The sequence below is a fragment of the Rhodococcus sp. 1163 genome (assembly GCF_002091985.1).
In the GTDB taxonomy this organism is placed as follows: domain Bacteria; phylum Actinomycetota; class Actinomycetes; order Mycobacteriales; family Mycobacteriaceae; genus Rhodococcoides.
This window is the reverse complement of the sequence record NZ_MKKX01000020.1, coordinates 305,614-329,545: the sequence shown is the minus strand read 5'-3', so window position 1 is coordinate 329,545 and position 23,932 is coordinate 305,614. Positions and strand designations below refer to the sequence as shown.

Genomic DNA, 23,932 nt, shown 5'->3' with positions numbered 1-23,932 from the left:
CCGTCCAGCCATGTTCTCCATAGTCCTATCCGCCCAGCTCATGGGCAACAAGACTCTAAAACAGGGTGGCCCCGTTCGCCGGGGACACGCCAGGCTCAGGTCGTCGCGGCATTCGATGTCGGCGGGCGGCCGTCGGTGATCCGCCTACTCCGAAAGCCTGAGTCGTTCGACGGGCATGTGTGCCGTAGGGGAGTGCCGCGAACTGTAGCTCGGGCACCGTTGCTCCGGGCGGTCGCGAAGAACGGCAACCTCGGTGCCACGGCTCTGTCCGGAGCTGCGATTCACCAGACCATCCGTAGGCGTGCTGAACACGCCGGCTACGACCCCACCGCACTGAGCAAACTGGGCGGGCATTCGCTCCGCGCTGGCTTCGTCACCCAAGGCACCCGCAACGGCGCCGACGGATCCGCCATCGCCCGCCAAACCGGCCACGCAAGCCTCGATTCCGTGGAGGTATACCGCCGTGAACACGCCCCGCTGGTCGGCAACGCCGTCAGCGACATCGGCCTGTGACGACGAAGTGCAGGTACTTTAGAAAGAATCTTTTGGTCGGACAGATTTTCAACGTTTCATTTGCGCTGACTGCAAATCATCTGCAAAGGTCTCGCGAAATCTTGGTGCAACTCGACGTATATTCTTAAGTCTCGCCTAAAATGGAGAATAAAACTCAACCCAGACTCTTAAGTTAGAGCAGATTAACGCTATAAGCGTTGTTTAACGCGGCAGATACTCTGCCCGTTGACAGCTAAACAATGACTGGAGAATCATCCAGTTCAGTAGCGGGAAATCCATGCATCGACAATATGCTTCGCACCGAGTTTCTAAACTCACCAGATTTGTAGTCGTCCAAAAGCATTTCTCGTAGCGTTGAAGCAATTTCGCAGTTCGGCGCCACCTCGATATTCCTCAACTGCGTTGCGATCAGATCGAGACGGCGTCGTCTCGCTGCAACGAGCTCTAAGCGCGAAAGCTTTAGCTGCGAAACCGTCGTATATCCCATTACTGAACCTGGCTTGTGATATATTAGATCTCCGGCGAAAATCAAGTGATCCAATGGATCGTCGATGTACGGATTTAAAATTGATTCTACATCGGAGTAGTAGTCCAGTTTTGCGTTGTTACACCTCTGGCAAGCTAACGTGAGATTTGACCATTTTACAACCTCGTCTGGGAACTTTGACTTAGGCTTTATGTGCTCGACGTCACCAAAGGAAACGGACAGCATCTCTGAGTCGCAGTACGCGCACCGCTCGGAAGTCTCTAGATTCAAAACCGACCGAATTCTTTTATCCCGCCACCTGCTTGGCGACTTCGAATCAGACTTGATTGCTTCTAAGTATTCTTTAGTCCACAGATCCTCGTTTGTCTGCAGTATGGGGGGCTTAGGAAGCTTAGCAATTTTTCGCAACTATACTCCCGGGTTCTGCGTGGAACCCAGAAGGGCTTCGACAGCCATTGGAAGTTCTTCACCCAGACCATTGTCTTCCAGCTCACTGCGCAAGCTCAACAGGTTCGACCGAGTCATGTCAAACTCCAAATACTTTTCAATAATGCTATTGAACTTCTCTTCCGCCCATATTGGCGACGTGCTAGTGACTCCCAAAACGTCAGTAAGCACTTTCTCGGCAGATTTAGCCTTGTTCTCGAAGTCTAACTCTAAAGACACAACCTTTCCCTCGCCATTAAACTGCAGGGCATAAACGGCCGCATCTTTCGCCGAGCCCGTAATGAATGGACTGTGTGTCGCGACGATGAAAGAAACATTCGGGAAGGCCCGGAGCAGCGCTGGCATTAATGTCCTCTGCAATGAAGGGTGCAGGTGATTTTCTGGTTCATCGAAACACACGGTGAAATGACTTCTAGTATCACTTGCAGCTCTAAGGTGGATTTGCCAAGCCAGCTCAAAGATCGCACTCAGGCCGCCAGATAGCGAATCAATTGAAAATTCACCCGCCGTGGTCTCGATGAGTATCTCTGGGGGATCGGCCACTAGCCGCTGAAATCCAATTTCAGGCGGAAATAACTTGGATAGTACTTCTTGGAAACCACGCCAAACGGTTTGGGCATCCGAGCTAGCCCTTACCGAACTATTACCCTCGCCATAGATAGCGGCCGCCAGTAGAGACTCTTTCATCCGCATCATGCTGGATTTTTCGCTTCTTCCCCCAAAAACCGCAGAACGCAGTTCATTGGTGTATTCCGAAAAAATCTGTTCCGCGCGTGCAAATTCAGCGGGGATTGAGGTGACAGGCTGATAGTAGTTTAGCGTTCTATGAGACGAGAGGTATACGCCAGGAACGTTGCCTTGAGGAGAAACATTGATATTGTACTGGAGCGAGTACAGGTTTTTGGGCACTAACAGATCCCCATCTGGGCCGGCCATATACTGAAGTTGGCCAATCTTGGTAGAATCGTCGGCGGGTGAATATCCTCCCGGATGCCCTGGAGGATAGCCGTTTGAATCGGGCGCGCTAATCGGTTTTTCTAAAATTTCTTTTATCGTTTGGATTTTGTCCGGCTCTAATCCCACGAGCAAACCGACTAAATCAAGCTCGTCCGGCCGACCAACGTCGAGGGTGTACGCAGACGAACCGTGGGCTTTTCGTCTCGGGTTCGCCAGCAAAGATGCGTGCCAGTTGAAATGAGATCCCAAAATTCCAAGAAGAGTTGTCTTACCCGCCCCATTGGCACCCGTTAGAATAGTCAACCGTTTGGATAGGTCAAGATCGATGACCCCGAACTGCCGGAAACCGGAAAGAGTCAGACGTCGGAACTCTGTCTCCGGGGGCCCTCCTGGGTACACGTTGCTATGAGTCGCCACCGCTAGATAGTAACCGCAAATGTGGTCACTGCCAGCCGCACGACTATCAAGCTAGTCGCGCGGGTCCTCTGCGTAGACCCGGTCTCGCCACTCCCGGAACGACTCGCTCTGCGCAATATAGGCATGTCGATTTGCAAGGCGCTGCTCGTGATCCGTGCGGCGTCGGTTAGAGGACCACCGCTTGACGCTGAGCTGGCCAGTGAACTGTGCTCTAGCCTTGGGAAATTTTGTGGATGACATGAGACGCCTCTTGACCATCTCAATAAGGCCGAGAGCGGCTTCGCGCGCCCACCGAGAGTGGTGCATCGTTGTGTTCTCGCCTCGATGGACAAGTCGGTTGCGAATGTGCACTACATCTGTCAACCATGCTGCAACGGTAACGTCGTTGGCGTTCCAACGTCCTTCGCCGATTGGGCTGCACCGTTCGAGCAAGTTCTCGACAGAGGCTGCCCAGGGCTTCAGAGCCGTTGCGGCGGCTTCGATGGCAGCGTCGCTGCTAGAGTTGGCGGTTTCCCAGGCCAGCGCAAGAGCTAGATTTGTGATGAAGTATTCGCAGGTGATCGCGTAACCAATGACTGCGTTTTCCGGTTGTCCCGCATCCATGGCTGCGTCGGCGCGGCCCAACAGGTCGTACAGGACGTAAGACGGAGATCGAACGCGGAGGTCCGCGAACGAGTCCAGTAGCCGCTGCTGATCCACGGCCGCTAGTGGAGAATCGCGGTATGTAGTCACTTCGACCATGGGGCCATCGAGACGGTGGCGCCACACCTCGTCATTCCAGATCAGCGTGTCGTCTCTAACGCATGCATGCGCGACCGGAATCGACTGTCCAGGAAGAGATTGCACTGTCACATCTGGTAGCGGTGGCATGTCGTCAAGCAAACGAGCCGCACGCACCAGATCAGCTATTGCCCACACAGCAGCATCAAGCGGCCCAAACTGTCCGCTGGATGCCAGCGGGAGTGATTGCGGAACCCGCGTCACAACAGGAATTAGGGCGATCACCACCGACGTCATACCAGGGCGCGGCATAGAGAACCCCGGTGGCGCTTCGGCCCCTGTCACGTGTCCAAGCGCACGTGCGGAATGGTCCGTCGTGGTGGTGAGATCAGGTATGGGTGTCGGAAATGCGAACCAGAACAGTCGGATAGTAGTAGGTAGCCTCAGCCATGATGCGTCGATCGGAACGTCGCGGTATCCACTGCGCTGCAGCCGTTCAGTATCGATGTCGACGGGGATCATATTGGCTAAGGGGACGAGTAGCGGCAGATTTAGCGACAAAGCCAGACAGCCTGCAAAGGTGTCGGTTTCGAACCACGAATTCATTGCCAGACCACCTTTCTCAGCGTCATGGCCTTGTTGGATCGGATCCGACGGCCGGGTTGGTTTGTCAGCTCTCACACCAAATACTGCGATCCTAGCTAATCCAGTGACGTGGGGCCTTGTAGCGGCTTACGTGTCACACCGAGGCACCAGCCACTCGTAGAAGCAACGCGGGCGCGAGAGCTGGCGTTGTACATTCGCCAGCAATCGGTCCCAGTTGCTTCGTCAACACATCTTGACGGTGCGGTAACTGTCGTTTACGCAGCATCCGCGCCGACCGAGGCCGTCCGCTGTTCGAATGACCCCAACCCATCCGATGTATACCGTTCGAATAATGGTACGCATGTCAACAGCTCCCTGCATGCTCGTCAGTCCTAGCCGCCTCAGAGAGACGGTGGAACGGGAAGAACGGTGATGCCGGTGTCGCGTTTTAGTGCGTCGATAAGGTCCGGTCGTTCGGAGAGATTGTCGGTCTCGGTCACTTCGTAGTTCCTTGACCCTCAGTCGTTGATGAGTGGGCGCCGGAGGTACCGAACTGGCCGTGCAGGCGTAGGTGTGCGCGAGGTCGTGCCGGGCCCAGTACCGGATCCCGGAAAACACTGCACTGCTAAGCGCCGATGCCCATAGCTGTGTCAGCCTGATAGTTCCCGGTACTGAAGTTCTCTGCGGTGACGCCGAATTGCGTGGCAGTGTTCGATGTCAGATCCGCGAGCGAACGTGAGTCGACTATCTCCAACCGTGTGACCGCGCGTGCGGTGAGTTCGGTGCTCGGGACGACCCGCATCCCGCCCCAGGTTTCGAGAAGGGTGATCTGTTCGGACTCGACGGTATAGCAGGTGCCGTCCGGGTCGGCGAGATCGAAACGTCCATGCCCGCCGTTGGCGAACCACAAAGGCCCGCGGGTAACGCTGTGGCAGCGAAACACCTCCGTGTCGGCCTGAACCTCGAAGTCGGGGAAGCGATCACTGAGGTGATCCGGTGGGGGAGGTGCAGTGCGGTGCGGGTTTCGCTCACGCGGCGAGTTGCTCGGTCGCTGCGCGGGCAAGATCAGCGACCGACGATCCGTCACCGTCGAGCAACGCCTGCCGGGAGGTGCGGCCACCGAGTTCGGGTTGTTCGGTCATCAGCCACGACGCGACCATCCACCCGCCGGTGTCGGCGCTTACCCAGACCCGTAGTACCTCTTTGATTCCGAGGATCGGTCGTGCGGGAAGCACATCGTCGAACCCGGCAACTGAATATCCCACCGAGCCGTCTGCGGCGACCAATCGCAGTACTCGGTGATCGTGAACTGCCTGACTCAGTGCTTGTTTCGTCCAGCCGGTCACGTCCAGGACCTGCTTGTGCGTGAGGATCGCGCCGATGTGGTTCTCCCAGGCGCGGCGCGCTTTCAGACCGGACAGCACGCGGCGGATGCCGTTCTCGACGTATGCGACATCGCTCAGATTCAGCTCGATTTGGTCGAGTCCGCTTGCCGCGAGCTCAGCGGCAACGAGGTCCTGCAGCGGCGTGCTCATCCCATCACGGTACTGCGGTCAACTAGGTCAATCAAGGTTCGCTGGGGAGTTTTACGGTAGAGCATCGGCGTAGGCAGCCAGTTCTGTCCACTGTTGCTGTTCGAGTCGTGCGGCGGGCTGAAGAATGTAGCGTCCCACCAGAATGGTTGCAGCACATGCGAAATGAACTCAGAGACGTTGCCTATCTGCGTTCCGCTCGGCCCGCGGCTCGGCCGACCGCGGCCAGACCCGGCGCACTTGCCAGGGGAGTACCTATCGTCGTGTCAAGAAGTAGGGCGAGCGATTCCAACGGTTCGGGAGTCATGCGCATCGGTGTTTACCGGGGTGTTGCTGATCCGCGGGTTCGGGGATTCTGTCGGTGGTGCTGGCTAGGTTGTCCGCCATGGGAGACCCCACCGACAATGGCACTGGACCAGACGAGACGATGGCGGCTATCGCCGTGGCGATGCAGACCGCGGGGGTGGCCGATCGGCGCGACCGGCTGCTCGCGCTGTGGGAGCGCGTCGGTGCTGGCGGCGATCCGTTGCATCGATGCACGATCGGCCACTATTTGGCGGACGTGTGCGACGATGCGGCGGAGGCGCTGACCTGGGATATCCGTGCGTTGGACGCCGCAGACATGCTGACCGACGACCGCGTCGAGGCGCACCATGCGTCGTTGAACGTCGCTGGGTTCTATCCCTCGCTGCATCTCAATTTGGCCGATAACTACCGTCGGCTCAGTTCGTTTGCCGCTGCCGCGCGGCACTTGGATGAAGCGAAGCGTCGGCTGGGAGCGCTTTCCGACGACAGCTACCGCCGGATCGTGAGGGAGGGTATCGACCATGTCACTGTTGCCTTGGCCGCTGGCTCGACCGAACGGTTACCGAGTCACTGAATCCATTGAGCATCAAGGTGACTCGCAAACGGATTAGCCGGCGCTTCTGCTTGGCCTTCGACCACCGCGCGTGAACGATAGCGGTCAATTCACAGGCGCCAACGCGTCGGCGAGCATGTGCATCGCTGCGGTCGTGGACAGCGCACGCACGCTCGCGCGGTCGCCGGGGAGCCGGAGTGTGCGGGTCATGGTCGGTCGGTCAGCGGAGGCGATTGCGAAGCAGACAGTGCCGACCGGTTTGAGATCGGTGCCGCCCCCCGGTCCCGCCACGCCACTGGTGGATACCGCGATGTCGACGCCGAGTCTGCTTCGTGCACCCTCTGCCATCTGTGCCGCCACTTCTTCACTGACGGCGCCGTGTTCTTCGATCATCTCGGCAGGGACGTCGAGGAGGCCGGTCTTCGCCTCGTTTGCGTAGGACACGACCGCGCCGACGACGTAGGCCGAGGAACCCGCGCGATCGGTGAGACGGGCGGCGATCATGCCACCGGTGCACGATTCTGCGGTGGCAATTCGATGGCCGGCCAGCCGGTTCGCGACGATGTCGTCGATGGTGGATCCGTCGATCGAAAAGACTTGCGCGCCATGATGTTTGTCGATGAGACCAGCAAGATCCGCGTATGCGGCTGCGGCAGGCTCTGCATAGCGGGTCACCATCTCGAGCTCGCCGAGCTGCAGGCAAGTGGTGATCTCGAGATCGCCGAATCCCGTGATCTGGCGCTCCGCCGTCCGTAGCGTTGCAGCGAGGTCGGCTTCGGACAGCCCGTACGCACGAATGGTGTTCTGACGGATTTGAGTGCTTCGGGCCAGGACCTCGACGACCGGCGCGGTATCGAGTGCCTCTGGCCACATCGCCTGCAGTTCGCGAGGTGGGCCAGGCAATATCAGGACAGCGGGCAGTGCCCTGGAGTCTCCGGCAGGTATCGCTACACCGGGGGCGGTTCCGGTCGGTGGAATGGAATACGCACCGTGCGGAACCATTGCCTGCTTGCGAATACCTGCCAGCAACGGCTCTGAGTCGGTTGCAGAACTCAACCGGCTTCGCCATCGCTGCACGATTGCGTGGATGCGCTGTTCGAGTTCGTCGTCGAGGTGCAATTCGCGGTCGTACAGAGCGGCAACGGTCTCCACGGTGAGATCGTCAGCGGTCGGGCCCAAGCCTCCGGTGGTGACGATCAAGTCGACACGCTGATCCGCGAGAAACTGCAGTTGCGCCGTCAGGTCCTCGGGGCGGTCACCGCAGATCGTGATGTGTGCAACGTCCACTCCCATCTCCAAGAGTTGCTGAGCTACCCACGGGCCGTTCCTGTCGGTGACCCGTCCGGCCAGAACTTCGTTTCCTGTAACCACTACACCCGCGCGCACCGTCATTCCTCGACCATACTGGCGACCGTCATATCTACGCGGATAGCCGCCTCCGGTGTAACGACGACCGATGTCCTCAGTAGGACCGGTCGCCTCGAGTTCAGCTGAGACGGCGGACCTGTAACAGTCCGATAGCACCTATGGCGACGCTGAAGGTAAGCATCAGCCCAGTTTCAATGGCTTGGAACCGCCAGAAGTCGTCCTCGGTGTAGTAGCGAATGTCGAAGCCATCGACGCCTTGGTCCTTTAGACACGCATCGAATCGATCGGCACGGTTCGTTCTGTCGAGTCGCGCCCGCTCCGCGCGCTGTTCGTCCGACTCATCGGCACGCTTTTCTCCGGATCCATCCTGGTACTGCGGCCGACAGCGTGTGGTTTCGGGCCTTACAGTTGCACCACTCGCATCGACGTAGCCGGCGTCGATGACCCAGGTTCCGTCCGTGGTGTAGTACGGGTTCGGAGGGTATTCGGATTCGCGGTACAGACCGTCTATCGCCTCGCTTCGGACCGTGGGTGTTCCGTAGTGCTCACGTGCGATCCACGTGAAAGCGACAGGGACGAAAAGGAATACGAACAGCGTGGCGAGCATGGCCATGATCCCGCTACGGAACACGAGTGCCAGAGTGCTACCGATGAGCAATACGACGAGTGTGTACGCGCCGAGAACGACACCGGCGGTTTCGAAGTGCGGAAAATCGAACAACGAGAACTTGACGGACGGCTTGCCACTCGTGCTCATTGAATCTCGTGATGGACCCGCGGCCCAGTGCAATGCCAACCCGAGACACAACATTGCACCCGAGATCGGCAAGAAGACCACAACAATGCGTGCGAAGTACCACTGAACCCTGCTTGTCGATTGCGTCAGCGACAATACGTGCATTTGGGAATCCACTTCACGGGCGAACGTGGGGACACCGACGAACATGCCGAACAGTAACGGCAGCAGCACCGCGAACAGCGTCGACAACGTCAACGCTGTTTCTGGCCTGCACGGCCCTACATCGTTCCAGCGCGAACAAATGCCCCCGAAGGACCATGTCCAATTCGGATAGTTCGGAATGTATATCCCCGCCGTCAACGCTGCCACGATCAGGATCACGATGAATGTCAGCGAGACCAGCAGAGGCGCCCGGTTCAAACGCCATGCCGACCAGATCACGGTCGCAACCGTCGAACCGCCAGCGTCGAACCTCCGGCAAGGAGGGCCGAAAGAAGAAGACACAGGGCAGTTTCGGTGAACTGGAACCGCCACAACATCCGGTCCTCGAACAGCAAGTGCTCGTAGTGGTCGGCGCCCAGCTCGGTCAGACATGCGACGCGCGCCTCTGAACGGACGGTCAAGAACGCGTCCACTCGGTCGTTGTAGTCCGCGGTGGTCTCGTCCTCGCGCGGATCAGGCCAGATGTCGTCCTCGCTCGAACACGCGTCGTACGGCAGATCGATGCGCCTCCCTGCGACGTCGGCGTAATAGGAGTCGACCATCCAGCTCGCACGCTGCACATCGGATGGGGCCACCTCGTACGCGACGCTTCGACCGGATTCGCTCATCTCGAGGGTGAGGCGGTCCACCTCGGGCGTCGCGTAGTGCTCTCGAACCAGACTCGGAAAAGCAATGATGACAGCGACGGTCGCAACCATAGTGACAACCATTGCGCCGATAGTGTTGCGTAGCAAAAGCGCTGCCGTGCTACCGATGACCAATCCGAGTGCGGTGTAACCGGCGGGAACGACGCCTATGGTACCGAAGGTAGGGAATTCCAGGCGCGAATAGAACGCGTCGACGAAGCTGGACCCGAATGGACTTGTCCCGAACCGGGACCACAGCACCACATAACCCAGAACCACCATCGCCAAGACGATCGGCGTGAATACGACGAGCACGCGCGTCCAATACCACCGCATGCGCCCGACTGCCTGGGTCAAACCCAGTACGTGAGTTCGGCGTTCGATGTCGCGTGAGAAAGCCGTCACGCCCACGAACACACCGAGGACGACGGGCAGGGCAATGGTTGCCAAGCTTGCAAGAGTAAGCGAGGACTCCGTCAGGCACGTCGTGGTCGACAGACCGAAGCATCGGAACAACACATAATTCGACCCGAGGCGGTCCGCAAGGAAAGTTAATACCGCGATGGCAGTCGCCAGCAACAGCGGTGCCAAGACTCCCAGCAGGATAGTCCCGCGGAACTGCCTCCACGTCACCCAGATCACGACGCACTCCTGACTGTGAGGTGTGCAAGCACGACGTCGTCGAGTGAGGCGTCGTCGACCTGCCACCCAGGTGCCGCGGAGGGCCGAGGGCCTCGCACTACGAACGCAGTGCCGTCGGAACCTTTGACCTCGGCAATTACCGAGCCGAGATTCGCGACGGCTGCAGGATCACCTGACCCGACCAGCACGTAATGGTCGTCGGTGACATCGTCGATTGCTCCGGCAAGTCGAATTCGGTTGTCGCGCAGCAGTAATAGTTGGTCTGCGACGTCGACGAGTTCGGAGAGAACATGCGAGGACAGGATGATGGTGGTGCCGTGCTCGGCGGCGTCACGCATCAAGGTCCGCGCGACGTCGCGTCGGGCAACGGGGTCGAGGTCTGCGAGGGGTTCGTCGAGCAGAAGCACTTCTGGTCGACGTCCGAGAGCGAGCGCGAGTGCGACGCGCGTTCGATGTCCTGGCGATAGAGATTTAACCTGCGCAGACAGCGGGACTTCAGCTGCCTCGACCAGTTCGGAGGCGTAGTCCTGGTCCCAGGAAGGATTGGTACTTCGTCCGAAGCGGAGAATTTCTTTGACCGTGAACCGCGGATACAGTGGCTTGTGTTGAGCGAGGTAGGACAATCCGGGAGTGATCCCGCGTTGCCCGACGCGCTGACCCAGCACGGTGACGTCTCCTCGGTCAGGGGCGAGCAGCCCGACTGCGAGCGACATGATCGTCGACTTACCGGCTCCGTTCGGCCCCACAAGTGCTGTGACGGTGCCACGTTCGACCGAGAACGTGCAGTCGTTCAGGACAGTTGTGCGGCGAAACGATTTGTCGACGCCCGCCATGGACAGAACCGTGTCGGTCATTACTGCTCTCCTTCATTTTGGTAGCGGGAGTCGAGCGCAGAGGCAACCAGAGCTTCGAAGTCGGCTCTGTCCAAGCCAGCCGAGATGCCACGGTCCAACCATCGGTTCAGCTCTCGTTGCAGAGCGGTCTTCTCGGCCATGCCAGGTTTTGCGAGAGTGGCAACGACGAAGGTCCCGACCCCGGGGTGCGGCTCGACCAACCCCTCGCGTTCGAGCTCCCGGTAAGCCTTCAGAACGGTATTGGGATTGATCGTGAGTGCGCCGACTACGTCCTTTGCGGTGGGGAGTTGATCTCCGACGGCCAGCTCGCCACGGCGAAGTGCTTGTTTGGTCTGCAGGACGAGTTGCACATACGTGGGGATACCGGAACGCCGGTCGATCCGGTAGACGATCATGAGCCTCACATTCCACTAGTCTGTTAGTGGAATAAGTATGGCACACGCTGTCGAACCGGAATATGTACTTCGGCAACGAGTACCTGCATCTCGAAACGGCCCACGCGGCGCGTGCGCTACTATCTGCGTATGAATGCAGATAGTCCAGGATGTAGACGCCGCTTACTCGATGACGAGGTCGGACTTGTTGTCGAGGTGTTCCGCATGCTGGCCGACGCGACACGGGTCCAGATCTTGTGGGCGCTGGTCGATCGAGAGTTGTCGGTCAACGACCTTGCCGATCGCGTCGGAAAACCGGCCCCTTCCGTGTCGCAGCATCTGTCGAAACTACGGATGGCGCGTCTGGTCCGCACACGGCGCGAGGGCACGCAGGTGATCTATCGCCTCGAGAACGAGCATGTCCAGCAGCTGGTCACCGATGCTGTGTTCAATGCCGAACATGCCGGCCCCGGCATCCCCGGACACCACCGCGCAACGGCAGGCTTGCGCGAGCTGCACCCACACAATGCGGTCGAACCAGCCGCCAGTTCAGCATCTTCGCTCAATCATGCGGTCGTCGAACGTCATTCAGTGGAGGAGGGGCGATGACACATACTCCCAGGGGCGACGAAGTCCAGATGAACGGCGAGGAGCCCAGCCACGGGCACGGGCACGGGCATGGGCATTGGCATGGGCACGGTCATGCCCGTGCGGGGAAGGTTCATTCGGTAATGCTTGAGATCTTCGCACCACACAGCCACGATGCCGCCGACAGTATCGACGACGTCCTCGAATCCAGCCGAATCGGCATCCGTGCCGTCAAAATCAGTTTGATTGCGCTGGGAGTGACCGCTATTGCGCAGGTCATCATCGTCGCGGTATCTGGATCGGTAGCATTGCTCGCCGATACCATCCACAACTTTTCCGACGCGTTGACGGCGATCCCGCTGTGGATTGCCTTCGCCCTGGGACGCAGAGCGGCGACGCGGCGCTATACCTATGGTTACGGACGCGCCGAAGACCTCGCCGGCTTGTTCGTTGTCGCGATGATTGCGTTGTCCGCTCTGATCGCCGGCATCGAAGCCGTGCGTCGCCTGATCGATCCGGTCCCCATCGAACACCTCGGCTGGGTGGCCACTGCCGGTATCGTCGGGTTCGTCGGCAACGAACTCGTCGCGCTCTACCGAATCCGGGTCGGTCGCCAAATCGGCTCTGCCGCACTGGTTGCCGATGGGTTGCACGCTCGTACTGATGGTTTTACCTCGCTGGCAGTGGTGATCGGTGCCGGCGGTGTGGCGCTGGGATTTCCCCTGGCCGACCCGATCGTGGGTCTGGTCATTACCGCCGCAATTCTCGCTGTACTGCGCTCGGCAGCGCGCGATGTTTTTCGGCGGCTCATGGATGGTGTCGAGCCGGACTTCGTCGAGGCAGCTGAGACAGCGTTGACGCAGGAGAGCGGTGTCCTTGCTGTGCGCAGCGTCAAGATGCGGTGGATAGGGCATCGATTGCACGCTGACGCCGAACTCGATATCGACCCTTCCACCAGTCTCGTCGACGCGCATCGGCTAGCCCACCGCGCAGAGCACACCCTGACCCACACCGTTCCGAAGCTCACGACTGCTCTTATTCATGCGTACCCCGCCCACGAGTCCGAGACGCCTGGCAGACACCTGTGAGAAGCATGTAGCTCCGTTCCCGCAGAGCAGGCAAGTCGCGATTCTTGCTGCAGGAGTGGAGAGTCGATCGTCGGTGGACTGCCGCCTCCAGGTCGCAGTATGCGTACCGTGCTCGCTGGTTCCGTTCAGTTTCGCGCGGTGCTCCGCGGAGTTCCGTTGCTAGTGTTTGGGATCGGATATGGATACTCACCGCCGTGCGGTTGCAACGCCGATGAGCAGCACCAGGGCAGCGAGCGCGCCGAAACCTGCGGTGAGCGTCGCGGCGGCCGCTACCCCGGCGACGAGGAGTGGGCCGCCGGCGTCGCCGAGTTCACGGCCGAGTTCAGCGGCACCCATGGTCTGGCCCATGCGTTCTTCGGGGGTCGAGGCAGCGAGCGAGGCGAACGCTAGGGGAGTGATGATGCCGGTACCGATTCCAATGGCGATGCCGGCACCTAGGAGACCGGCCAGTCCGGGAAGCATCGCGGCGGCAAGGCCTAGAGCAGTCAGACCCAGCCCGGCGGCCATACCTGCCGTAGCGGAGATCGTGCCGCTATCGAGGGCGCGGCCGGCGCGTGGTTGCGTCAATGCAGCGCATAACGCCAGCACTGACACCGCTGCTCCTGTCTCGATGGACCCCAGGCCGGCGGCTGCGCCAGAGACCGGGAGGAATCCGACTCCGACAGACAAAGCTGCGGTTGCAGCAGCGAGCGCAATGGTGGGCCGCAGGAAGTGTGAGTCGCTCAGACGGCGGGCGAGATCGACCACTGTTTGGCGTTGACGAGGAAGTGCAGGCACTGCCGACACGACTGCTCGAGCCCAGATTGCAACAACGCCTGCGAGGACGGTGGTCACAGCGAACAGTAGTGTTAGATCGCCGATCCACACTATTACGCCGCCCAGTAGTGGGCCGGCGGTGTAGCCGAGGCTCTTGTAGAAGCCGTAGGTTCCGAAACCTTTTCCGCGCTTGGCTTTCGGGTTCAGGCGCGCTACCAGGGAGCTTGCTGCGGGGGAGAATGCCGACGCTGCGGCACCTTGCCCCAGGCGCGCGAGCCATAACCAGTTCGTGTCGGCGACGAGGACGAACAGGAGTGAGGCTGCGGCGAACCCGATCAAACCGCCGAGGAGGACGGGTTTTGCTCCGACCTTGTCGGCGAGTGTCCCGAAGACTGGCTTCAGGAGTACTTCGGCGCCGTCGTAGAGGGCCAGGAGTAGGCCGAGGTAGAGAAGAGAGTCGGCGAGATTGTCGAGGTCGAACACGAGGTTCGCTGCGACGGCATGGGCGCCGAATGCCGTGGTGAAACCTGCCGCGTACAGGGGCCACATGCGCCAGCGTTCCACGGCGGTTTCATTGTTCATGCGTGGTGGTTGTTGTCGATGGATTCGGGATCGTGCAGGGCGGCGATCACGCGTTCGGAGTAGTCCTCGAATCGCTGCCCACATTCTTGTAATTCTTCTGTGGCGCGTTCGGAGTTGTTCGCGCCAAATACATCCCGTGCTTTCAGATCACGATGCCAGCGGCGTAGTCGGTCGAGGCTCTGATCCTCTTCTTCGAGTTCGGCCAAGGTGAACTTGCGGATCCTGATTTCCTTGTCGAGTTCAGCTTTGTATTTGGCGCAGTCGGAGAGGAATTCGGTCCAGTCATCCTCGCGTGCAGCGGTGAACATCGCTTCGAACCGGGAACCGTCCTCGGTGGTGGCACCGCTCGCGTGGAGGAAGATGATCTCACCTCCGGCACGTTTTACCAGGGCGCGGGCGCGGTCGATTCCGGTGGAGAACGCAGGCACATTCGGTACGGCCCAGGTGCCTTGGCCGATCGACAATGCGCCGATCTTGCGAAGTTCGCGCCATACCGCAACACGGTGTCGTGATGGTTCGGCCGGGATCTGGGTCAAGATTATTCGCCAGTGGGTAGAGGCTTCTTCGTCGTACACCAGGTAAATGTATCAGCGGCTACATTTGAAAGGAGTGCTCCGGTTACTTTTTACTCTTTCTCTAACGGATGGCGATCGATGATGGCAACTGTGAGGTGGCTGAGCACGCTGTGATCGAACTGGTGGTCCCGCGCCACGTCGGCGGGGAACCACCAGAGTCGAGCGATCTCCGTGGGCGGTCGACTGCGCTCGCATTGGGCAGTGCATATTTCGCGCCGACGCCGGCCGAGGAAAGACTTCAGAACGCCCCAGACTCAGAACGCCTCATATGTGCCTTCATGTCTGGGTTCCCGGCTCGATCAGTCGGAGGTCAAATGGTAGTCACCGGCCTCGTCGAGCGCGGCGGCAACTTGGCTCCGGCTGAGAAGCGACGCGGAGTCGATCGATACCGTCGAAACACCGCCGGCGACGAGTACGACGGTGACATGGCGGACACCCTCGATAGCTTCGACTTCGGTGGTGACTGCCCGCGCGCAGTGCCCACAGGTGAGCCCGGTGACGGCAAACTGCTGACCGGTTGGGCTCGGAGGAACTTTAGTAGCCGTCGAGGGATGCGATGAACCGCAACCACAACCGCAGCCGTTGTTCGGTGAGAGGTCGGTCAAAGTGAGATCCGAGTTGGAGGTGGTGTTCATTGGTCTCCGATCGCGTGCGCGCATACCCATGGGGGGTACCTAATCAGCCGACTATACCCCCCATGGGTATGTAGGTGTCAATGTTGCGAGCAGCCACAACTGGCAGGGCAGCACCGATTTCGGGTGCGTTGGACTTGTTTACTGTTGGCGCAGAGTGGTGAGTCGTGCGCGGTAGTCGTCCGCGTCGATCTCACCACGGGCGTACCGCTCAGCCAGCAACTGCTCAGCGGTGTACAGCACGGGGGGATGCGTCGGCTGGGATCCACGAGCCCCCTGCGATCGGAGTAGCAGAAGCACTCCGGTTATCAGTACACCCCAGAACACCACCATCCCGATGATCATCAACGCATAACTCCACCCACTGGGATCGTTGCCATGCCAATACATCATTTTGTCTGCTCCTCGGACTGTCGGTGGATCGACCAACGGCTGACCTGAATGCCACCGGTGTGCCAACTCGGAAGTCGGTAGTTTTCAGTATCGGTGCACGTCAGGGCGTAAAAATAGGGCCCTTCGTCCTATTTCTCAGAACGTTTGGGCATCGGCCGAGCTATCTGTTGGAGGATTCGATAACTGATTGTGTGGCTCGGTTGGTAGTCGAGACCGAGCGGCGCGGGCCTCATTCCGCAGAGATCTGCACTGCACTCGACACGCCGAACCCGGCGGTTCCCCCGGCGTCGACTCAGCTGAAATCGGTGCTGGCCACTTCGCGGTCGGTACCGACGATCGCCGCGAGGACACGGTCGGCGACCACCTCGGGGCTCAGGCCTGTGGGCATTTTCGGCGCGTTACCTGCGATCGCGCGACCGGCCAGGCCGGTCTCAGTGTGCGGTGGCCGGACGTCGACCACGCGAATCTTGCTACGTCGCGCCTCTTTCGCTGCCGCGATGAACAACGTCGATGCCGCAGCCTTCACAGCGGAGTAGGTCGCCATACCGGCGACCGGTTGCTCGGCCAGCACTGCGCTGATCCCGACGATCACCCCGCCCTCTTCCACGACGTGCAGCGCTGCCCGTAGTAGCCGCAGCGGGGCAAGGAAGTCGATGAGCACCAGGTCGTCCACGGTGTCGTCGTCGATCTCGGCAATCGGACCGAATGCAGCGACGCCGGCCGAGATGACCACGCCGTCGATGCGACCATGGTGGTCTTTCGCCTCCGCAATCACTGACCGCGCCGCATCGGGTTCACGCAAGTCTGCCGTGACTTTGTGCGCGCTCTCGATCCCGAGCGCGTCGAGTCCCTCGCCGGACCGCCCGCTGATGGTGAGCGACGCACCCTGTTGGGCGAGCAGTTTCGCGATGCGAGAACCCAGTGCGCCGGTGGCACCGATGACGACGAACACCTTGCCGGACAGATCAGTCATCACTCCATAGTGCACTTCGCCGGAAGGTCAACGCCGAAGAACTGCGTGCTCCGAACGTGATCTGGCGAGTGCATCTTCACCACGTCGAGGAGGCGCAGTTCAAACCCTTGCCACGCTGGCCTATGTTGGCGTGGATGCGTATAGCGGTGGTGGAGGACGACGACGGGGTCGGTGACGCGCTGTTCGACGCGCTGACCGAGGTGGGACATGCGCCTGTCCGCATGCGCCGCGGCGCCGATTTGTTGCTGAGGTACCACGACATGGATGTCGTACTGCTCGATCTCGGTCTGCCGGATATGGACGGCCTGGAGGTTCTCCGCAAGCTTCGGACGTTGAGTTCGGTCCCGGTGGTGGTGCTGACTGCGCGCGACGACGAACGCTCGGTGGTCCGGGCCCTTCGCGGCGGGGCGGACGATTATGTGGTCAAACCCGCTCGGTTGGGGGAGCTGCACGCGCGACTCGAGGTGGCGGCGCGGCGTCGAATCGCGTCGAGCGAACCTGCCATCGGCGGTCTGGTTCTCGGCGACATCGTCGTCGATCTCATCGGCCGCAGTGCGCAAGTCGACGGACGCGACATTGCGCTGACGACCAAGGAGTTCGAACTCCTCGCTCATCTCGTGACGCGACGCGGTGAAGCGGTCAGCCGGGAACAGCTGATGGACGCCATCTGGGGTGACGCCTACGTCGCGATCTCACGGACACTCGACGTGCACATGACGGCGTTGCGTTCCAAGCTCGCGCGACCCGGCACCATCGTCACCATCCGCGGCTTCGGCTACCGCTGGGACACGTGAGATGCGGCGCCGTGTCCTGGTGGTGCTGATGATCTACTCCACCGTCGTCGTCCTCGCACTATCGGTGCCCCTTGGGTTGCTGGTCGGCCGCGAACGCGCCCAACGATTCGGCGAGAACCGGGCCGCTGCAGCAACCTTTTTCGCCGAACTCAGTTCACGAGAAGGCGAATCCGGTGTACCTCGACTCCGAGAGTCCGTGCAGCGATACAACAGTCTGTACGACGAGGGGATCGTCATCGTCGATCGGACCGGATCGCCGCGTGCGCTGGCAGGGCTGGACATCGAGCGAGCCGACGTGCAGCAGGCGATAGCAGGAGCGCTGCGGAACCAACGTGGGCACCTCCCGTCGAGTGTGACGCCATGGTCGCAGTCCTCGGTGTTGATCGCGGCCCCGGTCGGCGGGGGCACGCAGGTCGACGGCGCCGTGGTGATCGCTGCGTCCACTGATGCCGTCCGCAGGGACGTCGCGGTGGTATGGCTGGTCATCGCTGTTGGGGCCCTGCTGATTCTTGCTACCGTCGCGGTGATCGCTGCTGCCCTGTCGCGCTGGGTCGTTCGTCCACTGACCGCACTGTCCTCGCGTGTCCGTTCGTTCGGCGACAAGTTCCACGATCAGCTGCCGAGTGCTGGTTCCCACATGTCGAAGCCCGCGGAGTACGTGGGGCCGCCGGAAGTTCGAGAACTGTCCAGTGCGTTCGACGCCATGGCCGACGACGTCGAAGCAGCGACGGCTGCGCAGCGCCGACTGGTGGCGGACACCGCCCACGCCCTTCGTAACCCTTTGGCGGCACTGAGAATCCGCATGGATGTGCTGGGCATGAAGGTGCCCGATTCGGCAGCCGACGCACATCTCAAGACCACACTCGAAGTCGACCGTCTGACTACCGTCGTCGAAGATCTACTCGTTCTCGCCGCCGCCGAGACGCCTTTCACGAAGCAGACAACCGGGTGCGACGTAGGAGCGGCGATCGCCGCTCGTGTCGAATTCTGGTCGAGCACAATGACAATGGCGGGGATCGGTGTGCACGTAGAAAGCCCCGAGGAGAACACCCTTGCCGCGATATCGGAGGACGACCTGATTCGAATTCTCGACGCCTTACTCAGCAACGCGACGAAATATGCAGACGCCGGTGCAGACGTCGAAATCGGCCACCGAACAAGCGAAGGCCACGTCACCGTATGGGTGTCCGACAGCGGGCCGGGTGTGCCCGCCGACGAACTCCCGAAAATCGTCGATCGGTTCTATCGGGCATCGAGCGCCCACGGTGAAGGCACCGGTCTCGGCTTGTCGATCGTCCACGCGCTGACCGAGCGGGCCGGCGGAACTATCGAAGTGAGTGCGCGTCGACCCTCGGGTTTGAAAATTGAGCTCACTTTCCTAAGGGAGTGTTAGGAAAGTCGGAACAGCTTGGTTTTGGGCTGTGCCTGCGGTCACAGTATGGGGACTCCGGTTGCCGCTTCGCTCCATGGCAATCCGCCCAACAGCACTCTGTGGAAGGACCAGCCCATGGCCAACGAGGCCACCTCGATCGCCGATCCGTCGCGCCCGACCCCGACTGTCTCCTCTCCCGCTGCCACCCGTCGCGCCGTCTACAACACGTTGCGGGGATCGTCGGGCAATCTCGTCGAGTGGTACGACGTGTACGTCTACACCGTCTTTGCGACGTACTTCGAGAATCAGTTCTTCGATTCGGCGGACAAGAACTCGACCCTCTACGTGTACGCGATCTTCGCGGTCACCTTCCTGATGCGACCGGTCGGCTCGTGGTTCTTCGGCCGCTACGCGGACAGGAACGGTCGACGCGCTGCACTCACGTTCAGTGTCTCGTTGATGGCCGCGTGCTCGCTGGTCATCTCACTCACCCCGGGACGGGAGAGCATCGGAGTATGGGCGGCGATCATCCTCATTCTGAGCCGTCTGGTCCAGGGCTTCGCCACCGGCGGTGAGTACGGTGCGTCGGCGACCTACATGTCCGAGGCAGCCACCCGTGAGCGTCGTGGCTTCTTCTCCTCGTTCCAGTACGTGACGCTGGTCGGCGGGCATGTTCTCGCGCAGGTGACCCTGTTGATCATGCAGGTGTTTCTCGATCGCGGGCAGATGGAGGAATTCGGCTGGCGCATCGCGTTTTTCATCGGCGGTGTCGCGGCCGTGGTCGTCTTCTGGCTGCGGCGCAGCATGGACGAATCGCTGACGAAGGATCAGCTCGCCGCCGTTCGCAGCGGAGTTGATCGAGCCTCCGGTTCGATGAGGGAGCTTCTCAGCAACCATTGGCGCGCACTTCTCGTCTGCTTCTTGGTGACGGCCGGTGGCACCATCGCGTTCTACACCTACAGCGTCAACGCGCCCTCGATGATCAGGACCGCGTACGAGGACCGGGGGATGACCGGAACGTGGATCAACCTCTTCGGCCTGGTCTTCCTCATGCTTCTGCAGCCGATCGGTGGGATGATCAGCGACAAGGTGGGTCGCAAACCGCTCCTCGTTTTCTTCGGAATCGGCGGCGTGCTGTACACCTACTTCCTCATCACGTATCTGCCGACGGCGACGTCCGTCTTCGCGTCGGTGACCCTGGTGTGCGTGGGTTACGTCATCTTGACCGGCTACACCTCGATCAACGCGATCGTCAAAGCCGAGTTGTTCCCCTCTCACGTGCGTGCACTCGGCGTCGGGCTCGGCTACGCGCTCGCCAACTCTGCATTCGGCGGCACAGCCCCGCTGATCTACCAGGCAGCGAAGAACAGCGGGCAGGTCACCTGGTTCATCGTCTACGTGACGGTGGTGATCGCAGTATCGCTGCTGGTCTACATCTTCGTTCTGCGGAACAAGTCCGAGACCGTCCTCGACCGGGAGCAGGGTCGAGCGTTCGAGTGATCTGCCACGCCTTACAGTGACGAACATGGTCCCGCCCGCAGCGTTGCTCTCCCGCAGAGCCGCGCTGCGGGCGGGACTGCTGGCTGTGAGCGCCGCCGCGGCGGGCACTGCCTGCGCGTCGGATCCTCCACCGCAACTCCGCCTCGCATCAGGTGAGGTCGGAGGTTTCTTCTGGGAGTTCTCGGGCCTGCTCGCCGACGCGGCAGCCTCGACGGCTACGGCGGAGGTCGTTCCGCTGACGACGGCGGGCTCCCTCGACAACCTGGAAGCCTTGGACTGCCGACGTGCCGAGCTGGCACTTACGTTGGCCGACGCCGCCTACAGCCATCCGAGTCGAGATTTGGCGGCGGTGGGATGCGTCTACGAGAACTACTTCCAGGTTGCGGTGCGAGCCGACTCGGGCATCGAGACGGTAAGTGATCTGCGGGGGCGGCCGGTGAGCGTCGGCGCCCCGGGATCCGGTGCCACCCTGGTGTCCCAGCGTATCTTCGACGCGACGGGTTTGTCCGGTCCCGGTGCGGTCCGTGAAGTCCAGATGTCGATGAGTTCCGCGGCACACGCGTTGTCCGACAACGAGATCGACGCCGTGATGTGGGCTGGGGGATTGCCGACCCCGGCGTTCGCCGACCCGCCGATGGCGATCCGGTTACTCGATCTGGGCGCCGTGGTCGCAGACTTGCGGCGTGAGTTCGGGACCGCGTACGAATCGGTGCTGGTGCCGGCGAACGTGTACGGCGAACATCCGGAAGTGACGACCGTCGGAATCCCGAACCTGCTGCTGGCCCACCCGGACGTGCCGGATCGGACTGTGGCGGGATTGGTGAGCCTGCTGCTCGATCAGTCGTCCTCGCTGGTTCCCCGACAGGCGATCGGTAGCCAATTCCTCGACGCTCGGTCGCTCGTCATGACCGGCGCCATCCCTCTTCATCCCGGGGCCGAAGCGGAATACCGCAGGCGGCACGGATGAGATGACCAGGTCGGTCGGTCAGCGCGCAGCCAGCCGCCACAGGGACGTCGTCTCGCGTGACCGCGCGGCGTGAAAGAGATCGTCGGTGTCACGCGCACGGGAATGCGTCGGCGCGGTGTCTGTTCTGCCGAGTACTTCCAGGCCGGCGCGGTCGATTGCCGCGAGGAGGTCCTCGCGTGTCGCGAGCCCGAGGAGTTCCGCCAGATCTGAGATCACCAGCCAGGCCTCGCCGCCGGGTTCGAGATGTTTGGGAAGCCGATCCAGGAAAGCACGCAGCATGCGGCTTCCCGGGTCGTAGATCGCATGTTCTATCCCCGAGGTCGGCTTCGTGGGAATCCACGGCGGATTGCACACCACCAGGGATGCGCGTCCGGCAGGAAAGATGTCGGTGAGCTGCACGTCGACGCTGTCGGCGAAACCCAGTCGCTCGAGATTGGAGGTGGCGCACGCAACCGCCCGTGGGTCCCGATCCGTCGCGACGATGTCGGTGACACCGCGTCGTGCCAGGACAGCAGCCAAAACGCCTGTGCCGGTACCGATGTCGAAGGCCGTGGTCGTTCCGTCGGGAAGGGGAGTGTTCGCCACGAGCTGCACGTATTCGCCACGCAGTGGCGAGAAGACGCCGAAGTGTGGCTCGATGGTGGCGTCCAGTGCGGGAATGCGAACACCCTTGCGTCGCCATTCGTGTGCGCCGATGAGACTGAGCAGTTCTCGAAGAGACAACAGCGAGGGCGTCGAGGCCTCGCCGTAGACCTCACGGGCTGCGAGCCCGACGTCGGGTGCTCTGCCGTAGTCGAGAACAAAATTCGAATCGAGTTCGACGAGCAGCATTCCGAGAGTGCGCGCACGCCGCGCCTGATCCTGGCGGTGGAGATGAAAGTCTTCCGCCGGAGTGGACGACGGCCGTCGTGCCCGTGGCTCGGCTCGCCGGGTGATCGCCTTCAGCAATTGGCGTGCATTGTTGAAATCGCCACGCCAGAGTAAGGACTCACCGATCGACGCCCGCTTGTATGCGACATCGGCGGTGATGTCGTCGCCGATGATGTGGATGGCCTTCGGTGGTGGGGCGTTGTTCTCCGAACGCCACCGCGCCGAGCGCTCCTGCCCGTTCTCGGTCCACACGACCATCGGGCCCTCGGGCTCGGAGAGTTCGCGATCTTTCGAGGCGAGGGTGGTTGGGTCGACGATCATGGTTTCGCGCTTTCGAGCGGCCGCGTTGTGGCTGCGACGTTGAGCTGGTTCACAGGGCCCCTTCGGTTGAATTCAAGTCAACCACAACGACCGGATTCGGCCCGCCCAGCGACGCCGCGATCCACTGGCCGCGATGGCCGAAGCCCGGGCATCGCTGCGTTCGTCTACCATTCCCGACGTAGATCGAACTCTGGACGGAAGGCGTCACGCTGTGATCATCGGAAGCATCGTTGCAATTGTCACGCCTATGACCGATAACGGCGAGATCGACCATGCATCGTTCGCTGAACTAGTCGAGCGCCAGGTCAGCGGCGGAACCTCGGCGATCGTTGCAGCTGGAACGACCGGCGAATCGTCGACGCTCTCGGTGGCCGAGCACACCGAGATCATTCGAGAAACCATCAACGTGGTTGCCGGGCGGATTCCGGTCATTGCGGGAACCGGCGCGAATTCGACGTCCGAGGCGATTCACCTCACCCGGGCTGCCAAGGCCGCCGGAGCCGATGGTGCGCTTCTGGTTACTCCGTACTACAACAAGCCCCCGCAAGAAGGTCTGTACCGGCACTTCCGTGCGGTCGCAGAAGCCGTCGACATCCCTCAATACCTGTACAACGTCCCCTCGCGTACCGGGTGCGACATGCTGCCCTCGACTGTCTCCAGGCTCGCGGAGATCCCGAACATCGTCGGCCTGAAAGAGGCCGCAGGCGACCTGGATCGCGTCCGCGAATTGGTTGCTCTCGAACTCGGAGAATTCGCTTTGTATTCGGGTGACGACGGTACGGCCAGAGCCAGCATGTTGGCCGGTTTCCACGGCAACATCTCGGTGACCGCGAACGTTGCACCGGAGGCGATGGCTCGGATGTGTGCAGCTGCGCTGGCCGGTGACTCAGAAGGTGCGTCGGAAATCGATGCGAAGCTCGTCGGCCTGCACACGGCCTTGTTCGCCGAACCGAACCCCATTCCCGTGAAGTGGGCGCTGGCGGAGATGGGATTGATGCCCGGAGGCATCAGGCTTCCTCTGGTTCCGCTCGACGAGTGGCATTACGAGGACGTCCGGGCAGCGCTTCGAACTGCGGGTTTGCTGGCCTGACGCTCGATCGGCGCGGGTTGCAACGGGGAAGCAACGTGCGCGGATTTAGGTTCGGTGTCCGAGTTCCGAGCATCCAGGAGGATGTAAGA

The 23,932-nt window shown here is 61.1% G+C and carries 25 protein-coding genes; 9 read left to right on the top strand and 16 right to left on the bottom strand.

Going from position 1 to position 23,932, the window contains the following annotated elements; all coding sequences use genetic code 11:
- On the top strand, window positions 1-513 hold a 513-nt coding region (locus BJD99_RS10505), incomplete at its 5' end, for a tyrosine-type recombinase/integrase (RefSeq protein WP_179142274.1).
- Window positions 514-745: 232 nt separating this feature from the next.
- Here the strand turns inward: BJD99_RS10505 and BJD99_RS21505 are convergent.
- The 5 genes from BJD99_RS21505 to BJD99_RS10480 form a co-directional block, all read right to left on the bottom strand.
- On the bottom strand, window positions 746-1,270 hold the full coding sequence (locus BJD99_RS21505; RefSeq protein WP_373270533.1) for an HNH endonuclease: 525 nt from the start codon (window positions 1,268-1,270) through the stop codon (window positions 746-748).
- A gap of 138 nt (window positions 1,271-1,408) precedes the next feature.
- The gene (locus BJD99_RS10495; protein WP_084346732.1) at window positions 1,409-2,821 is read right to left on the bottom strand and encodes an AAA family ATPase; all 1,413 of its coding nucleotides are present in this window, start codon (window positions 2,819-2,821) and stop codon (window positions 1,409-1,411) included.
- 51 nt (window positions 2,822-2,872) lie between these two features.
- Window positions 2,873-4,147, bottom strand: coding sequence for a hypothetical protein (locus BJD99_RS10490; protein WP_143542106.1), 1,275 nt, complete (start codon window positions 4,145-4,147; stop codon window positions 2,873-2,875).
- Between the two features lie 604 nt (window positions 4,148-4,751).
- Window positions 4,752-5,036 carry a hypothetical protein gene (locus tag BJD99_RS21270; protein ID WP_256895594.1) on the bottom strand — a complete coding sequence of 95 codons (285 nt, stop codon included), beginning with the start codon at window positions 5,034-5,036 and terminating at the stop codon, window positions 4,752-4,754.
- A gap of 118 nt (window positions 5,037-5,154) precedes the next feature.
- Window positions 5,155-5,661, bottom strand: a complete 507-nt coding sequence (locus BJD99_RS10480) for a hypothetical protein (protein WP_084346730.1) — start codon at window positions 5,659-5,661, stop codon at window positions 5,155-5,157.
- Between the two features lie 382 nt (window positions 5,662-6,043).
- On the opposite strand from BJD99_RS10480, the gene BJD99_RS10475 reads away from it, so the two are divergent.
- Entirely contained in the window at window positions 6,044-6,538 is a 495-nt protein-coding gene (locus tag BJD99_RS10475) for a hypothetical protein (RefSeq protein WP_084346729.1), read from the top strand.
- A gap of 84 nt (window positions 6,539-6,622) precedes the next feature.
- Here the strand turns inward: BJD99_RS10475 and BJD99_RS10470 are convergent, their stop codons facing one another.
- From BJD99_RS10470 to BJD99_RS10450, 5 genes are all read right to left on the bottom strand, one after another.
- Window positions 6,623-7,909 carry a competence/damage-inducible protein A gene (locus tag BJD99_RS10470; RefSeq protein ID WP_084346728.1) on the bottom strand — a complete coding sequence of 429 codons (1,287 nt, stop codon included), beginning with the start codon at window positions 7,907-7,909 and terminating at the stop codon, window positions 6,623-6,625.
- A gap of 94 nt (window positions 7,910-8,003) precedes the next feature.
- A complete protein-coding gene (locus BJD99_RS10465) occupies window positions 8,004-9,065 on the bottom strand; it encodes an ABC transporter permease (RefSeq protein ID WP_084346727.1) in 1,062 nt (353 codons plus the stop codon).
- Entirely contained in the window at window positions 9,062-10,114 is a 1,053-nt protein-coding gene (locus tag BJD99_RS10460; protein ID WP_084346726.1) for a hypothetical protein, read from the bottom strand. The genes BJD99_RS10465 and BJD99_RS10460 overlap by 4 nt, the downstream gene beginning before the upstream one ends.
- Complete coding sequence (locus BJD99_RS10455) at window positions 10,111-10,968, bottom strand: ABC transporter ATP-binding protein (protein WP_084346725.1); 858 nt, start codon at window positions 10,966-10,968, stop codon at window positions 10,111-10,113. Before BJD99_RS10455 ends, BJD99_RS10460 begins: the two co-directional genes overlap by 4 nt.
- The gene (locus BJD99_RS10450; protein ID WP_084346724.1) at window positions 10,968-11,363 is read right to left on the bottom strand and encodes a GntR family transcriptional regulator; all 396 of its coding nucleotides are present in this window, start codon (window positions 11,361-11,363) and stop codon (window positions 10,968-10,970) included. Before BJD99_RS10450 ends, BJD99_RS10455 begins: the two co-directional genes overlap by 1 nt.
- A 129-nt stretch (window positions 11,364-11,492) precedes the next feature.
- On the opposite strand from BJD99_RS10450, the gene BJD99_RS10445 reads away from it, so the two are divergent.
- On the top strand, window positions 11,493-11,951 hold the full coding sequence (locus tag BJD99_RS10445; RefSeq protein ID WP_084346800.1) for a metalloregulator ArsR/SmtB family transcription factor: 459 nt from the start codon (window positions 11,493-11,495) through the stop codon (window positions 11,949-11,951).
- 29 nt (window positions 11,952-11,980) lie between these two features.
- The gene (locus tag BJD99_RS10440) at window positions 11,981-13,018 is read left to right on the top strand and encodes a cation diffusion facilitator family transporter (RefSeq protein ID WP_084346799.1); all 1,038 of its coding nucleotides are present in this window, start codon (window positions 11,981-11,983) and stop codon (window positions 13,016-13,018) included.
- A gap of 186 nt (window positions 13,019-13,204) precedes the next feature.
- Here the strand turns inward: BJD99_RS10440 and BJD99_RS10435 are convergent, their stop codons facing one another.
- From BJD99_RS10435 to BJD99_RS10415, 5 genes are all read right to left on the bottom strand, one after another.
- On the bottom strand, window positions 13,205-14,356 hold the full coding sequence (locus BJD99_RS10435; RefSeq protein ID WP_256895593.1) for an MFS transporter: 1,152 nt from the start codon (window positions 14,354-14,356) through the stop codon (window positions 13,205-13,207).
- A complete protein-coding gene (locus BJD99_RS10430) occupies window positions 14,353-14,931 on the bottom strand; it encodes a Chromate resistance protein ChrB (protein ID WP_136171933.1) in 579 nt (192 codons plus the stop codon). The genes BJD99_RS10435 and BJD99_RS10430 overlap by 4 nt, the downstream gene beginning before the upstream one ends.
- Window positions 14,932-15,230: 299 nt before the next feature.
- Window positions 15,231-15,566, bottom strand: a complete 336-nt coding sequence (locus BJD99_RS10425) for a heavy-metal-associated domain-containing protein (RefSeq protein ID WP_084346722.1) — start codon at window positions 15,564-15,566, stop codon at window positions 15,231-15,233.
- A gap of 138 nt (window positions 15,567-15,704) precedes the next feature.
- Window positions 15,705-15,956 (bottom strand): SHOCT domain-containing protein, encoded by a 252-nt coding sequence (locus BJD99_RS10420; RefSeq protein WP_084346721.1) that lies wholly within the window; start codon window positions 15,954-15,956, stop codon window positions 15,705-15,707.
- A gap of 292 nt (window positions 15,957-16,248) precedes the next feature.
- Window positions 16,249-16,929 (bottom strand): SDR family oxidoreductase, encoded by a 681-nt coding sequence (locus tag BJD99_RS10415; RefSeq protein ID WP_084346720.1) that lies wholly within the window; start codon window positions 16,927-16,929, stop codon window positions 16,249-16,251.
- A gap of 134 nt (window positions 16,930-17,063) precedes the next feature.
- Between BJD99_RS10415 and BJD99_RS10410 the strand changes: the two genes are divergently transcribed.
- The 4 genes from BJD99_RS10410 (at window position 17,064) to BJD99_RS10395 (ending at window position 21,562) form a co-directional block, all read left to right on the top strand.
- Window positions 17,064-17,723 (top strand): response regulator transcription factor, encoded by a 660-nt coding sequence (locus BJD99_RS10410; protein WP_084346797.1) that lies wholly within the window; start codon window positions 17,064-17,066, stop codon window positions 17,721-17,723.
- A 1-nt stretch (window position 17,724) separates the two neighbouring features.
- Window positions 17,725-19,116 carry a HAMP domain-containing sensor histidine kinase gene (locus BJD99_RS10405; RefSeq protein ID WP_084346719.1) on the top strand — a complete coding sequence of 464 codons (1,392 nt, stop codon included), beginning with the start codon at window positions 17,725-17,727 and terminating at the stop codon, window positions 19,114-19,116.
- 114 nt (window positions 19,117-19,230) lie between these two features.
- Window positions 19,231-20,595, top strand: a complete 1,365-nt coding sequence (locus tag BJD99_RS10400) for an MFS transporter (protein ID WP_084346796.1) — start codon at window positions 19,231-19,233, stop codon at window positions 20,593-20,595.
- 25 nt (window positions 20,596-20,620) lie between these two features.
- Window positions 20,621-21,562 carry a TAXI family TRAP transporter solute-binding subunit gene (locus tag BJD99_RS10395; protein ID WP_084346795.1) on the top strand — a complete coding sequence of 314 codons (942 nt, stop codon included), beginning with the start codon at window positions 20,621-20,623 and terminating at the stop codon, window positions 21,560-21,562.
- Window positions 21,563-21,580: 18 nt separating this feature from the next.
- Here BJD99_RS10395 and BJD99_RS10390 read toward each other — a convergent pair whose 3' ends face one another.
- Window positions 21,581-22,690 carry a class I SAM-dependent methyltransferase gene (locus BJD99_RS10390; RefSeq protein ID WP_084346794.1) on the bottom strand — a complete coding sequence of 370 codons (1,110 nt, stop codon included), beginning with the start codon at window positions 22,688-22,690 and terminating at the stop codon, window positions 21,581-21,583.
- A 274-nt stretch (window positions 22,691-22,964) separates the two neighbouring features.
- Between BJD99_RS10390 and dapA the strand changes: the two genes are divergently transcribed.
- Entirely contained in the window at window positions 22,965-23,843 is an 879-nt protein-coding gene (gene dapA / locus BJD99_RS10385) for a 4-hydroxy-tetrahydrodipicolinate synthase (protein ID WP_179142273.1), read from the top strand.
- Window positions 23,844-23,932 lie beyond the last annotated feature (89 nt).

Coding starts and splice junctions, on each gene's coding strand:
- BJD99_RS10490 (WP_143542106.1), bottom strand. CDS start 4,147: ATGAATTCGTGGTTCGAAACCGACACCTTTGCAGGCTGTCTGGCTTTG.
- BJD99_RS10480 (WP_084346730.1), bottom strand. CDS start 5,661: ATGAGCACGCCGCTGCAGGACCTCGTTGCCGCTGAGCTCGCGGCAAGC.
- BJD99_RS10475 (WP_084346729.1), top strand. CDS start 6,044: ATGGGAGACCCCACCGACAATGGCACTGGACCAGACGAGACGATGGCG.
- BJD99_RS10470 (WP_084346728.1), bottom strand. CDS start 7,909: ATGACGGTGCGCGCGGGTGTAGTGGTTACAGGAAACGAAGTTCTGGCC.
- BJD99_RS10455 (WP_084346725.1), bottom strand. CDS start 10,968: ATGACCGACACGGTTCTGTCCATGGCGGGCGTCGACAAATCGTTTCGC.
- BJD99_RS10450 (WP_084346724.1), bottom strand. CDS start 11,363: ATGATCGTCTACCGGATCGACCGGCGTTCCGGTATCCCCACGTATGTG.
- BJD99_RS10445 (WP_084346800.1), top strand. CDS start 11,493: ATGAATGCAGATAGTCCAGGATGTAGACGCCGCTTACTCGATGACGAG.
- BJD99_RS10440 (WP_084346799.1), top strand. CDS start 11,981: ATGAACGGCGAGGAGCCCAGCCACGGGCACGGGCACGGGCATGGGCAT.
- BJD99_RS10435 (WP_256895593.1), bottom strand. CDS start 14,356: ATGAACAATGAAACCGCCGTGGAACGCTGGCGCATGTGGCCCCTGTAC.
- BJD99_RS10425 (WP_084346722.1), bottom strand. CDS start 15,566: ATGAACACCACCTCCAACTCGGATCTCACTTTGACCGACCTCTCACCG.
- BJD99_RS10420 (WP_084346721.1), bottom strand. CDS start 15,956: ATGATGTATTGGCATGGCAACGATCCCAGTGGGTGGAGTTATGCGTTG.
- BJD99_RS10415 (WP_084346720.1), bottom strand. CDS start 16,929: ATGACTGATCTGTCCGGCAAGGTGTTCGTCGTCATCGGTGCCACCGGC.
- BJD99_RS10410 (WP_084346797.1), top strand. CDS start 17,064: ATGCGTATAGCGGTGGTGGAGGACGACGACGGGGTCGGTGACGCGCTG.
- BJD99_RS10405 (WP_084346719.1), top strand. CDS start 17,725: ATGCGGCGCCGTGTCCTGGTGGTGCTGATGATCTACTCCACCGTCGTC.
- BJD99_RS10400 (WP_084346796.1), top strand. CDS start 19,231: ATGGCCAACGAGGCCACCTCGATCGCCGATCCGTCGCGCCCGACCCCG.
- BJD99_RS10395 (WP_084346795.1), top strand. CDS start 20,621: ATGGTCCCGCCCGCAGCGTTGCTCTCCCGCAGAGCCGCGCTGCGGGCG.
- BJD99_RS10390 (WP_084346794.1), bottom strand. CDS start 22,690: ATGGTCGTGTGGACCGAGAACGGGCAGGAGCGCTCGGCGCGGTGGCGT.